General features: G+C 34.1%; 12 protein-coding genes. 3 read left to right on the top strand and 9 right to left on the bottom strand.

The annotated features are described in order from the left end of the window. Nucleotides 1-85 precede the first annotated feature (85 nt). The 4 genes from OF897_RS08700 to OF897_RS08685 all read right to left on the bottom strand — a co-directional run bounded on the left by OF897_RS08700 (nt 86) and on the right by OF897_RS08685 (nt 4,339). Entirely contained in the window at nt 86-1,927 is a 1,842-nt protein-coding gene (locus OF897_RS08700; RefSeq protein ID WP_267265309.1) for a carbon starvation CstA family protein, read from the bottom strand. A 245-nt stretch (nt 1,928-2,172) separates the two neighbouring features. Continuing rightward, nucleotides 2,173-3,177, bottom strand: coding sequence for an alpha/beta hydrolase (locus tag OF897_RS08695; RefSeq protein WP_267265308.1), 1,005 nt, complete (start codon nt 3,175-3,177; stop codon nt 2,173-2,175). An 18-nt stretch (nt 3,178-3,195) separates the two neighbouring features. Further along, a complete protein-coding gene (locus OF897_RS08690) occupies nt 3,196-3,579 on the bottom strand; it encodes a DUF3037 domain-containing protein (protein ID WP_267265307.1) in 384 nt (127 codons plus the stop codon). After that, on the bottom strand, nt 3,566-4,339 hold the full coding sequence (locus OF897_RS08685) for a HipA family kinase (protein ID WP_267265306.1): 774 nt from the start codon (nt 4,337-4,339) through the stop codon (nt 3,566-3,568). Before OF897_RS08685 ends, OF897_RS08690 begins: the two co-directional genes overlap by 14 nt. 302 nt (nt 4,340-4,641) lie before the next feature. Between OF897_RS08685 and OF897_RS08680 the strand changes: the two genes are divergently transcribed. Continuing rightward, nucleotides 4,642-6,228, top strand: a complete 1,587-nt coding sequence (locus OF897_RS08680) for an ABC-F family ATP-binding cassette domain-containing protein (protein WP_267265305.1) — start codon at nt 4,642-4,644, stop codon at nt 6,226-6,228. A gap of 93 nt (nt 6,229-6,321) precedes the next feature. Here the strand turns inward: OF897_RS08680 and OF897_RS08675 are convergent, their stop codons facing one another. Next, nucleotides 6,322-7,089 (bottom strand): GIY-YIG nuclease family protein, encoded by a 768-nt coding sequence (locus tag OF897_RS08675; RefSeq protein WP_267265304.1) that lies wholly within the window; start codon nt 7,087-7,089, stop codon nt 6,322-6,324. Between the two features lie 157 nt (nt 7,090-7,246). On the opposite strand from OF897_RS08675, the gene OF897_RS08670 reads away from it, so the two are divergent. Further along, entirely contained in the window at nt 7,247-8,533 is a 1,287-nt protein-coding gene (locus tag OF897_RS08670) for an adenylosuccinate synthase (protein ID WP_267265303.1), read from the top strand. A 108-nt stretch (nt 8,534-8,641) separates the two neighbouring features. On the opposite strand, the gene OF897_RS08665 is transcribed toward OF897_RS08670, so the two are convergent. The 3 genes from OF897_RS08665 to ahcY all read right to left on the bottom strand — a co-directional run bounded on the left by OF897_RS08665 (nt 8,642) and on the right by ahcY (nt 10,903). Further along, entirely contained in the window at nt 8,642-8,848 is a 207-nt protein-coding gene (locus OF897_RS08665; protein ID WP_267265302.1) for a hypothetical protein, read from the bottom strand. Between the two features lie 215 nt (nt 8,849-9,063). Next, a complete protein-coding gene (locus OF897_RS08660) occupies nt 9,064-9,450 on the bottom strand; it encodes a hypothetical protein (RefSeq protein WP_267265301.1) in 387 nt (128 codons plus the stop codon). Between the two features lie 136 nt (nt 9,451-9,586). Continuing rightward, nucleotides 9,587-10,903: an adenosylhomocysteinase gene (gene ahcY / locus OF897_RS08655; protein ID WP_267265300.1), complete on the bottom strand. Its 1,317-nt coding sequence runs from the start codon at nt 10,901-10,903 to the stop codon at nt 9,587-9,589. Nucleotides 10,904-11,066: 163 nt separating this feature from the next. Between ahcY and OF897_RS08650 the strand changes: the two genes are divergently transcribed. Further along, the gene (locus OF897_RS08650) at nt 11,067-11,591 is read left to right on the top strand and encodes a HugZ family pyridoxamine 5'-phosphate oxidase (RefSeq protein ID WP_267265299.1); all 525 of its coding nucleotides are present in this window, start codon (nt 11,067-11,069) and stop codon (nt 11,589-11,591) included. Nucleotides 11,592-11,637: 46 nt separating this feature from the next. On the opposite strand, the gene OF897_RS08645 is transcribed toward OF897_RS08650, so the two are convergent. Then, complete coding sequence (locus tag OF897_RS08645; protein ID WP_267265298.1) at nt 11,638-12,438, bottom strand: hypothetical protein; 801 nt, start codon at nt 12,436-12,438, stop codon at nt 11,638-11,640. Nucleotides 12,439-12,462 lie beyond the last annotated feature (24 nt).

Raw genomic sequence — 12,462 nt, 5'->3', positions numbered from 1 at the left:
GCCCAACCCCCCCCCCCCGAAACTTCAAAAAATAAAGAGGCACAGCAAAATACTGTACCTCTCAATCATATAATTTAGTTGAAATTTACCTTTCCACTAATTCTTTCACATTTTCACCATAGAAATCGGTGTGTGAAGTTTTCACTTGTAACAATTGATACCATTTTCTGAATGCTCCAGCGAAAACCACAAGCATTAAAACCATCGCTACAACAGCCAAAGTTGCCAGTAAATATTGCTGTTTTGGAATATAAATATCCATCACCTGAATATAACCTGCCCAAAAAGTAATGATGGCCATAAAAACTCCCGGAATTGCCGAGCAAAGTGCATACTTTCCACGATTTAATCGGATGAGCATTGTCGTACAGACAATCAATCCACAAGCTGCGAGTAACTGATTACTGATTCCGAAAAGTGGCCAAATGCTGCTCACATTTCCTGTGAAAACCAAATATCCCCAAGCAAATGTGAAGAGTAAACTGCTGATGATTATTCCCGGTGTCCAGTTTTTATCATTAAATTTTGGAATAACAGAACCCAACATTTCCTGTAAAAAGAATCTTCCAACTCTCGTTCCTGCATCGATTGCTGTCAAAATAAATACCGCTTCGAACATAATTGCAAAGTTGTACCAATAGGCCATCAACTGATCCATGTATGGGATTTTATTGAAAATGTGCGCCATTCCCACTGCAAGAGAAACTGCACCTCCCGTTCTTCCGTGTAAATCAATCCCTATTCTTTCTGAGAAATAATCAATATCAACACCATGTAAACCAGGATGTGTTGCCAAGAAAGCATCGTACGTATCTTTTGGAGTATTAATCGCAAAATAATCTCCGGGCATCAAAGTACAAGCTGCGATAAGTGCCATTAAAGCTACAAAACCTTCCACAAGCATCGCTCCGTAACCTACGAAAAGAATTTCTTTTTCTCTGTTCAGCATTTTTGGAGTAGTTCCGGTTGCAATTACTGCATGGAAACCTGAAATCGCCCCACAAGCAATTACAATAAAGATAAATGGTAAAACCGGACCTCCAATTACAGGACCACCACCATTGACAAATTCTGACAAAGCAGGCATTTGAATGGTTGGGTGAATCACAATCACCCCAATCGCTAACATAATAATCGTTCCAATTTTTAAATACGTTGAAAGATAATCTCTCGGAACCAAAAGTAACCAAACTGGCAATACAGAAGCCAAAAATCCATACAAAGGAATTGCGATTGATATAGTTGTGATATCCCAAGTGAACATATTATTCATCGTTTCGTTTTGCATCAAATTATGTCCACCGATAATTCCTGCAATTAAAAGAACTCCTCCCAAAATACTGGCAAACGTTACCGAATTTTTTCTGTAACGCATAATCAGTCCCATAATAATTGCAATCGGCATTGTGATTACAACTGTAAATAGTGACCAAGAAGCTTCATGCATTGCATTAATACACGCTAATGAAAGTCCGGCAAGTGTTAAAATTAAAATAAATAAAATAGCAAAACCAGCGACTGTCCCGGTAGTTTTTCCGATTTCTTTAGAAGCTATGGTTGCCAAGCTTTGTCCTTTGTGTCTCACGGATGCGAAAAGTACGACCATATCGTGAACTCCGCCTCCTAAAACGCAGCCAATCAAAATCCAGATTGCACCGGGAAGATAACCGAATTGTGCAGCAAGAACAGGTCCTACTAATGGTCCGGCTGCAGCAATTGCAGCAAAATGATGCCCGAAAAGTACATTTTTGTTGGTAGCAACATAATCTTTTCCGTCGGCAAATTCTACGGCGGGAGTCGTATTTTTGTCATTCAGGCGCAATACTTTATTCGCCAGGAAAATTCCGTAAAAACGGTAAGCAATCGCAAAAATCAGTAGTGAAGTGAATACTAGCGTTAATGCATTAATTCCATTTAGAAATTCCATATTGATTTTGTTTTATATGAATAAATAATTAAGGTTTTTGCTTGTTTTATTATTAATAATATAAGCATTCGGCCAAGGTACTTATTTTCTATAAAAAATTGTTCAATATGTATATCAATTTAGCAAATTTATGAAATTTGAGTAATAATTTTAAACTTAATTATCTGATTAATAATGTGATATTTATTGCTTCTTTTTGAATAAATTCTTAATAAATATATAACTGATGTGATAAACAATAAGATTTATTTTGTTTGAGAAATAATAAAATTTACCATTTCATTATTCAGTTCATTTTGGTAAGATTTATCTATAGTATAAAAACCATGATTCCCTTTTTTAACGATGATAAATTGAGGATTTGCATTTTGCTTTTTCAGCATTTTGTTTAATCTTTTAGAATGTCTTATTGGGGCAATTTTATCTTTATTTCCATGAAGAATTAAAGTAGGAACGGTATTTTGAGTGTAAGTTAGCGGTGAAATGGTTTTACAGAATTCTACGACTTCTTTTTTGTTTTCCTTGATATCTAACCCTGTAATTCCCTTAATCAGTTTTCCTCTTAAATCAATTATTTTTTTTGAAATTAATCCCACCGTCAACAAAAGTGGTTTTGGAGCTCTTGTATGCAGCAGTCTGTTCATATCAACCGGCCCGAAATTATCAACAACATAATTTACTTTAGCCGAATATTGCGAAAGTTGCGTGTCACCCACAAAATCTTTGTCTTCTGTATAGGCACTCAAAAGCGAAAGATGTGCTCCCGCAGAAACTCCCCACATTCCGATATTGTTTTCATCTAAATTGTATTGCTCTGCATTTTTACGAACCCATCGCACCGCATCTTTTGTATCTTGAATCGGAGCCGGAAAGTGAACAGTTTCGCTTACGAGACGGTAATTGATACTGATGACTGCATAGTTTTTTTCTAAAAGTTTTAAAATGGTACTTTCCACATAATTATCAGCAAAAATCACTTTATCACCTTCCACCCAAGCTCCGCCATGAACATACATCACAACGGGAAGTTTTTTGTCTTCTGAATTTTTCGGACGGTAAATATCCAGTTTGATTTCCTTTCCGCTTTCTTCGGTTTTGTAAACAATATTTTCTGAAACATTTGCATGCTCAAAAAGAATTGTGCTTTTCTGTTTTTGTGAAAATCCAAGTGTGGAAATTGTTAATAAGAATAAAAAAAATAGGTTCTTTAAAAACCTATCATTCGTTGTATTTGAGTTTAATAATCTCATAAAATATTGTTTGGTTTGCTACTTTACCAATTCTTCAAAAAGTTTACCAAAAGTCAGCTCCAGATTTTTAGATTTCCCCGGATGAGGTCTTGAAGTTTGTACAACAGCACTTCTCACCGCCGTCAACCAACGGAATCTGTCTGGGATTTCAAGTTGAGCAATCGGGCCACCTTCTTTTTTTCCTTCTGCGATATTTTTAAAACTTTCAAGATTTTTAATGACATCTTCGTAATCCAATTTGCTGTGCATCAGCTTAAATTTATCCGGACAAAGATAAAATTCAACTTTAATAAATTTTTCTCTTTTCGAAAACATCACCAAGCCGATATTGAAAAATTCTTCTCTCTCAACCTTTGGTACCAAGCGTATTACGGCATATTCGTATATTTTATCCTCTTGCATTTTTGGCTTCGTTTACAAAGATTTGAGAATTTTCTAATCGCGTTTTCAGGAAATTAAAATAAACTTCACGAATTTCATCCGGATTTTCTTCAGCATCGTTCCAATGCAACCAATCCTGTGGAATTAAATTCACAATTTCTCTGAAAAGATTTTCATTTAAAACCTCATGCGCAAACTGATCAGCTTCATCCAATTTTGTTGCTTGCGGAAGCAATACATGGTCTTTCACATACTTAAACGGAGTTTTTGCTGCTGTATCAAAATTCTGCCATGAATGATGGAAATAAAATGATGCTCCATTGTCAATCACCCACAATTCTTTATGCCACATTAAGAGATTGGTATTCTTGAAAGTACGGTCGATGTTAGTGATAAAAGCGTCCAACCAAACAATTTTTGATGCTAAAAGTGAATCAACTTTCACGCTGGAATCAAATGCAATTGATTCTGAAAGATAATGAAGTCCCAAATTTAAACCTTCAGAATTCTTCAGTAAATCCTGAATTTCTTCATCAGCTTCAGTTCTCCCAAAATCTACATCCAAATTTGCAAAAACCAGCTCTGGAATTGGTAAACCTAAAGCCTCTGTGATTTTTCCACCCAACAATTCGGAAATCAACATTTTTACACCGTGACCTGCACCGCGAAATTTCAAAACATATTTAAAATCGTCATCCGCCTCTGCCAAAGCCGGGAGAGAACCTCCTTCGCGAAGTGGCAAAATATAGCGCATGACCGTTACCGTTCGTAAATCCAACATAACGCAAAAATAAGGTTTTCCTTTGTTTTTAAATCTATTTGTGCTGTTTTAAATTATTAAATGTGCTGTTTTACAATTTTAGAAAAGTGAAATTTCCATACTTAAAAATCTTTTGCTAATTGGTCAGTATTTATATTTAAGTATCAAATGTTTAATTGTCAAAAAATATGAAATATTAATTTTACTATCTTTGCAACTCATAATACCCAAAATACCAGGATGTAGGATACAATTTCTTTCAGATTTAATAGCGATAACAGAAAATGTTATTGCATGTTTAATTTAACTAAAAGAAAGAAATTATGCTTTTTCTACAAAATATATCCTTTGGGTTTCCAGCGGGAAATCTGCTATTTAATTCTATCAACTTAACTATACAAACTCGTACAAACTCGGCTTTGGTCGGAAGTAACGGTATGGGGAAATCTACTTTGCTGAAAATTATTGCGAACGAAATTGAACCTTTAGAAGGAAACGTCAATATTCAGGGTGATATTTTCTATGTTCCGCAGATGTTCGGAAATTTTAATGATCTCACAATTGCACAATGTTTAAAAATTGACAAAAAATTAGAAGCTCTTCAGAAAATCACGAGTGGGGAAGTAGATGAAATGTATTTTGAAATTTTAAATGACGATTGGGACATCGAAGAACGCTGTCAAAATGCCTTGCAATATTGGAAACTTGAAGATTTAGATTTAAACCAAACTTTGGAAAGTTTGAGTGGCGGACAAAAAACAAAAGTTTTTCTTGCAGGAATTCAGATCAACCAGCCTGAAATTATTTTGTTGGACGAACCAACGAATCATCTTGATTTGGAAGGTAGAAATCTATTGTATGATTTTATTGAAAAGACGAATTCGACGGTTGTGATTGTCAGTCATGATCGTACTTTACTGAATTTGGTCGATACAATTTTTGAATTGAGCAATCAGGGAATTTCGACTTACGGTGGAAATTATGATTTTTATGTCGAACAAAAAGAAATTGAAAATGAAGCCCTGCAAAACGATATTCATTCCAAAGAAAGAGCACTGAAAAAGGCAAAAGAAAAGGAAAGAGAAACAATCGAACGAAAGCAAAAACTCGATGCACGAGGAAAAGGAAAGCAGGAAAAATCAGGTGTGGCGAGAATTATGATGAATACGCTGCGAAATAATGCCGAGAAAAATTCTTCGAAATTAAAGTCTGTTCATGCCGAGAAAATCAATGATATTTCGGGAGATTTGCGGGATTTGCGTTCGTCGGTGAGAAATACGGATCAGATGAAAGTGAATTTTAATGATTCGAATCTGCATTCAGGAAAAATTTTGATTTCGGCGGAGGAAATTAATTTTATATATGACGAAGAAAATCTTTGGAAAGAAAATCTCAATCTTGAAATCCGAAGTGGTGACAGAATTTCGATTAAAGGTTCGAACGGTTCAGGAAAAACGACTTTGATTAAGCTGTTGTTGGGAAATTTACAACCTTCTGTCGGAACAATTTCGAGGTCGGATTTTCAGACGATTTATATTGATCAGGAATATTCTTTGATTGATAAACAGGCGACAGTTTATGATTTTGCCCAACAGTTCAACGATAATGCAATGCAGGAATCTGAAGTGAAAACCTTATTGTCAAGATTTTTGTTCGGAAAGGAAAGTTGGGACAAAAAGTGCGATGTTCTGAGTGGAGGAGAACGTCTACGACTTCTTCTGTGCGGACTTTCCATCAGCAATAAAGCTCCCGATATGATTATTCTCGATGAACCGACCAATAATTTAGATCTTCAAAATGTGGAAATTCTGACAAATTCTATTAAGGATTATCATGGAACTTTGGTGATGATTTCGCATGATGGGGTGTTTTTGGAGGAGATTGGGGTGAGGAGTGAGGTTTTGCTCTGAAAATTTAAATAGTTTTAAGTTGTCATTCTGAACGAAATGGAATGGAGTGAAGAATCTCATCGTTTTTAGATTCTTCATTTCGCTTTGCTACATTCAGAATGAGTCTTTTAAGTTTAATTTAAAGTATTCTCCTCTCACTCTTTTTTCTTTATATTTTCTATGTAATTCAGTTTCCACAGAACGTTGTGCTTTCCAACAAGCAATTCTAAAAATTTCCGGTTCTTTGGATTGTAAAGTTTTTTCTCTAAAAATTGGCTGTTTGCTAAAGCCGATCTTTATTAAAGAGGTTTCTTTATTTACCATTAAATAAATGTATTCACTTTTGTGTTCTTCATTAAAAATATTATAATTGTTGTTGAAAATTGATCTTAAAAATTCAACTTTCGGAATCATTTCGATTACTTTAATTGATTTGTAAAATGTGTTTATGATGGTTCCCTCTTTTCCATCTTCCATCCACTCTTTCAATTCAAGATTTGTTATAGTGAAATGTTTGTCCTTTTCTAATACCGTTCTTAAATACTTTTGAAAGGTGTTAAAAGTGTCTATTTCTTTAATGAGTTTGTGTTTCATTTCTAAAATTGAACAGAATCTCAGTAAAATTAAAGCGTAAAATTTGCTATTGAGATTTATCCTAATAAGATCTCCTTCTGGTTTTTGGTTATAAGTTATATAAAATAATTCGATGATAATATCTTCTTCTTCAAATAATCTTACACCAAAACATTCCTGATTAATTCCAATAAGTACATTATTGATGCTTCCATTTAAATCGTCTTGGTTAAGTAAATGAATTAATTCTTCATTTAGTTCAAAATAGCCATTATTAAATTCATCATTAATTACATTTAATTCTTCCATATTTTTATTTTTTTAAATTTAAAAATAAATCAGATAAGTTATTAAATGTTGTTTTCAACCACATGATTTCCACCCACCCAAAAATAAAATCCCCCTCAAATTTGCCCACCCAATTTTTTAAAAGTAATTTTGCATGAATCTAAAATAAAAGTAAAATATGTCAACTTACGTAGTTGTAGGTCTTCAGTATGGAGATGAAGGTAAAGGAAAAATCACGGATGTTTTATCGGCAAAATCGGATTACGTTGTACGTTTCCAGGGAGGGGACAACGCTGGTCATACGGTTTATGTAGGCGATGAAAAATTCGTTTTGCACCTTCTTCCATCGGGAGTTCTTCAGTGCAAAGGGAAGTGTATCATTGCCAATGGTGTAGTGGTAAATCCTAAATCTTTCATTAAGGAGGTGAATCAGATCGAAAGCAAAAACATGAGAACTGATCACATTTTCATCAGCAGAAGAGCGCATGTTATCATGCCTTACCACATTCTTTTGGATACTTACCGTGAAGAAGAGCACGGAGGAACGCAGATCGGAACGACGAAAAAAGGGATCGGACCTTGCTATGAAGACAAAATTGCAAGAGTTGGTATCAGAATGATCGACCTTCTGAATCCTGAGATTTTAAGAGACAAAATCGAGAAAAACTTAAAAATTAAGAATTCTCTTTTCGAAAAATATTACGGAAAACCGACATTAGACGTTGAAGAAATTTACAACGAATATTTAGAAATCGGAAAACAGCTTCAAGACAGAATCGTTGATACGGAATTGGAATTAAACGAAGCTATCAGAGATGGTAAAAATGTTTTATTTGAAGGAGCACAAGCTTTAATGTTGGACATCGATTTCGGAACTTATCCATACGTAACTTCTTCTTCTCCATCTACAGGAGGAGTTTGTACAGGAGCAGGAGTTCCGCCAACATCCCTTCAAAACCTTATCGGTGTTGCAAAAGCATACTGTACAAGAGTTGGAAACGGACCTTTCCCTTCTGAATTAGACAATGAATTAGGAGAAAGCATCAGACAAATTGGTGGTGAATTCGGAGCTACGACAGGTAGACCAAGAAGAACAGGTTGGTTAGATCTAGTTTCTTTGAAACATGCTTGTATGATTAACGGTATCAATAACTTGGTAATTACAAAATTAGACGTTCTTACAGGAATTGAAAACCTGAAAATCGTTACCCATTACAAAACGGAGGACGGAAAAATCATCGATTATTTCACTTCTTCAACAGAAAAATTATACAACTACGAGCCAATCTACCAAGATTTACCGGGTTGGAAAGAAGATCTTACCAAAGTAAGAAGCTATGACGAACTTCCTGATACGGCTCAGAAATACATCGAGTTTATCGAAAAGTATTTAGGAATCAATGTTTATTTGGTTTCTGTAGGTCCTGAAAGAAGTCAGAACATTATCAGAAAAGAATTATTCTAAGGAATATTTTTTAAATAAATAGAAAGAGACCATCATAAATTGATGGTCTCTTTTTTCTTGTTGCATTCGGTTATTAAAAATACAAATAACCAAAAAATAGTGTTGCAATTATTGTAAGATATATTCGTAATTATATTTTACAAAACTAGCACCACTTGTAGTTTTTCCAATAACTTGAACAGGTAATTGAGCGCTGTTGTACTGAATTTCATAAATAACCTGTTGATTCTGTATCCAATTACCAGAGCTGTCTTTGTAGCTCATTTTTTCTGAAGCATAATTGTTCTTACTTAAAGCATACGCTCCGCCCATCATTATTCTGAAATATTTGTTGGTGTAGGTGTAAGGATTCAGCTGGTTGTCATATAAATATTCACTTTTATTGGAGAACGAAATAGTTCCACCCGTTACAGAAGTTTCTACCGTGATATTGTCACCATTGTAAGAATATGAAGATATACTTGGATTGCTGCAGTCTGCTGTTTGACAAAGAGTAGAGGTAACAACTTTACCATTATTGTATGTATAATTTATGTTCTGTTAAAATCAGAATTACTGTAGATTGCTTTAACGTTTTGAAGCTGTTCACCATTATAAGTATAAAGTGAATAATATTCTAAAGTTCCGTCAGTTTTATAATAATTCGTTTTTATAGGTTTTCCGGCTGTATCATATTCGTTGAATGAATTTCTTCCGGCAGTAGAGGTTTTTGTTAATTGTCCTTGGTTGTTATATTCTAGAGTTGATACGGTTGTTTGAGGACTTGCTGGATTGTCATAATAAACTGTAGTGACTTTGCTTAACAATATTCTTTGTTCTACAGGATCAGTTATCATTTCATTTTCATCTGTAGAGCTATTGCAGCTGTTAAAAATAACAACAGAACTCATTAAGCTTAGAAAAAAATACTTTTTCATTTTTAAATTTTAATTGTTCAAAAATAAGAATTCCTTATTGAGATTGAAAAGAATTAGCAATAAAAAATCCCACTATTTAGAATAATGGGATTTTGCTTTATATGAGATGCTTCGACAAGCTCAGCATGACAGTTTTTTAGTATCTGTAATATTCAGGCTTGTATGGTCCTTTCACATCTACACCGATATATTCAGCTTGTTTAGTAGAAAGTACTTCTAGCTCAACGCTTAATTTCTTAAGGTGTAAAGCCGCTACTTTTTCATCTAAATGCTTAGGCAACATATAAACTTCATTTCCATAAGCTTCAGAATTAGTCCAAAGTTCGATTTGAGCTAAAGTTTGGTTAGAGAAAGAGTTAGACATTACAAAAGATGGGTGACCAGTTGCACAACCAAGATTTACCAATCTACCTTCAGCAAGGATAATCACTTCTTTACCTTCTTCCAAAGTATAGATGTCAACTTGTGGCTTAACCTCAGATTTTGTATGACCATAGTTTTCGTTCAACCAAGCCATATCGATTTCGTTATCGAAGTGACCAATGTTACAAACGATCGCTTTATCTTTTAATTTTAAGAAATGCTCTTTTCTTACGATGTTGAAGTTACCAGTCGTAGTGATTACGATATCAGCATTATCAACAACAGTATCTAATCTTTTTACTTCAAAACCGTCCATTGCAGCTTGAAGCGCACAAATTGGATCGATTTCAGTTACAGTAACAATAGAACCAGCTCCTCTGAAAGAAGCAGCCGTACCTTTACCAACGTCACCGTATCCGCAAACTACAACTCTTTTTCCAGCCAACATGATGTCAGTTGCTCTTCTTACAGCATCTACTGCAGATTCTTTACAACCATATTTGTTGTCAAACTTAGATTTAGTAACTGAATCATTTACGTTGATTGCAGGCATTACCAAAGTTCCGTTTTTCATTCTTTCGTACAATCTGTGAACGCCTGTAGTAGTCTCTTCAGAAAGTCCTTTGATATCTTTTGTGAATTCAGGGTATCTGTCGAAAACCATGTTCGTCAAATCTCCACCATCATCCAAAATCATGTTTAATGGTTTTCTATCTTCACCGAAGAATAAAGTTTGCTCGATACACCAATCAAATTCTTCTTCGTTAAGACCTTTCCAAGCGTAAACAGGAATTCCTGCAGCGGCAATAGCAGCAGCAGCGTGATCCTGAGTAGAGAAAATATTACAAGAAGACCAAGTAACATCAGCTCCTAAAGCAACCAAAGTTTCGATCAAAACTGCAGTTTGGATGGTCATGTGAAGACATCCTGCAATTCTTGCTCCTTTCAATGGTTGAGACGGTCCGAATTCTTCACGGATTGACATCAACCCAGGCATTTCAGCTTCAGCCAAAGTAATTTCTTTTCTTCCCCATTCTGCTAGGGAAATGTCCTTAACTTTATAAGGAACGTATTGTGTTGTTGTACTCATATCTTAATGAATGATTTAAATTCAAATATTTAAAATGCAAAATTACAACATATAGTTTAGATAAAAAAACGCTTAAAAAATTTCAAATATGAGATTTTACAGTCTTAATTTTATTTGTTTTAAATCTAATTAACGTATTTTTGTGGTATAATAAATCTTAATTATGAATCATACACAAGAAGAAGCTCAAAGACAGGCAAAACCTCTTGCTCCAAAAGTAAAAGAATTAGTAGAAAGAACGAAAAGCATCATTTTAGCAACAGTAGATGCGGAAGGAACGCCAAACTCTAGTTATGCACCTTTTGTACAAGTAGAAAATACATTTTATATTTTGGTTTCTTTTATGGCAAAACATACAAAGAATCTTGCAGACGGAAGAAAAACTTCTATGATGTTCATCGAAGATGAATCTGCTACAAAACAGATTTATGCAAGAGAAAGATTGACTATTGAGGCTTCAACTTCTCAGGTTGAAAGAGATTCTGAAACTTGGAATACTGTTGTTGGTCAATTAAAAGAAACTCACGGTAAAGTAGTTGATGTAATTTCTGAAATGAAAGATTTTATCTTAATCGGACTTCATCCTGTGAAAGGTGCTTATGTAAACGGTTTCGGAAGCGCTTATTTCGTAGATGAGAATCTTGAAATTATGGAACATAGAAACGATCAGAATCACCAAGCTAAATAATAAAAAAGCTCAGTTTTATAGACTGAGCTTTTTTGTTGGATTGATTTTACAGGTAAAGATATTTCATTTCATTGACGAAATTTCCGTAGTATTCGATTGCTTCTTCATTTTTTCCTGATTCTATTAATGAAATCGATGGAAGTACTAAATGTGAATAAATATAATCTAATATTTCATTCTTATTTGAAGCCTTATTTATTTTTACAAGCATTTGCGGTGCAATAATATTATATTCTGAGATTAGTTTTTGATACTCAGAATGAGGTTTCATTACATTTTCTCGCAAGGCTCTCAAAGTTGTTAACTCATAACAATCATCCGGAAGATTTTTATGAAAAACACAAGCGGATGTTAAAAAACATTGTGACTCGCTAGTCTTTTCAAATCCCAGATTAATTTTCAGATCCATCTTTTCATTTCTGATAACGGCGTGGCATTTGTCGTGAATTTCGATTTCGACTTGTTTACCAAAAAGTTCTTTGGCAAAATTGTAATTTTCAGAAGTTGTCTTGTCATTTTGTAATCTGCATGATAAAAAATGCAGGTTTTTACCATCAACTGTTTTTTCTGTAAGTGCTAATATCTTATAGTAAGAAGGGATTGATGTCTCGTCAAAAGATTCAATGACTACTTCCTTATTTTCGTCACCAGATTCTTTAAATTGAATGAGAATATCGGGAATGATTATGATAGAAATAAGCCATTCTTTATCATTTTTTTTATATAATTCTCTTACAGTATATTGATCTTTTTTACTTAGAGAACTCTCTTTAAACGATAATAAAGGAAGCAATGCAGCCGCTAAAGCACCAGATGATGTTTTTCTTAAAAATTTTCTTCGATCCATGTCTATAGGTTTTATAGTTTTAAT

Origin of the sequence: Chryseobacterium formosum (genome assembly GCF_026460885.1) — a bacterium.
Lineage (GTDB): Bacteria > Bacteroidota > Bacteroidia > Flavobacteriales > Weeksellaceae > Chryseobacterium > Chryseobacterium formosus.
This window is presented reverse-complemented; position numbering and strand designations above follow the sequence as displayed.

Coding starts and splice junctions, on each gene's coding strand:
- OF897_RS08665 (WP_267265302.1), bottom strand. CDS start 8,848: ATGATGGGCGGAGCGTATGCTTTAAGTAAGAACAATTATGCTTCAGAA.
- OF897_RS08670 (WP_267265303.1), top strand. CDS start 7,247: ATGTCAACTTACGTAGTTGTAGGTCTTCAGTATGGAGATGAAGGTAAA.
- OF897_RS08650 (WP_267265299.1), top strand. CDS start 11,067: ATGAATCATACACAAGAAGAAGCTCAAAGACAGGCAAAACCTCTTGCT.
- OF897_RS08695 (WP_267265308.1), bottom strand. CDS start 3,177: ATGAGATTATTAAACTCAAATACAACGAATGATAGGTTTTTAAAGAAC.
- OF897_RS08645 (WP_267265298.1), bottom strand. CDS start 12,438: ATGGATCGAAGAAAATTTTTAAGAAAAACATCATCTGGTGCTTTAGCG.
- OF897_RS08685 (WP_267265306.1), bottom strand. CDS start 4,339: ATGTTGGATTTACGAACGGTAACGGTCATGCGCTATATTTTGCCACTT.
- OF897_RS08700 (WP_267265309.1), bottom strand. CDS start 1,927: ATGGAATTTCTAAATGGAATTAATGCATTAACGCTAGTATTCACTTCA.
- OF897_RS08660 (WP_267265301.1), bottom strand. CDS start 9,450: ATGAAAAAGTATTTTTTTCTAAGCTTAATGAGTTCTGTTGTTATTTTT.
- OF897_RS08680 (WP_267265305.1), top strand. CDS start 4,642: ATGCTTTTTCTACAAAATATATCCTTTGGGTTTCCAGCGGGAAATCTG.
- OF897_RS08690 (WP_267265307.1), bottom strand. CDS start 3,579: ATGCAAGAGGATAAAATATACGAATATGCCGTAATACGCTTGGTACCA.
- ahcY (WP_267265300.1), bottom strand. CDS start 10,903: ATGAGTACAACAACACAATACGTTCCTTATAAAGTTAAGGACATTTCC.
- OF897_RS08675 (WP_267265304.1), bottom strand. CDS start 7,089: ATGGAAGAATTAAATGTAATTAATGATGAATTTAATAATGGCTATTTT.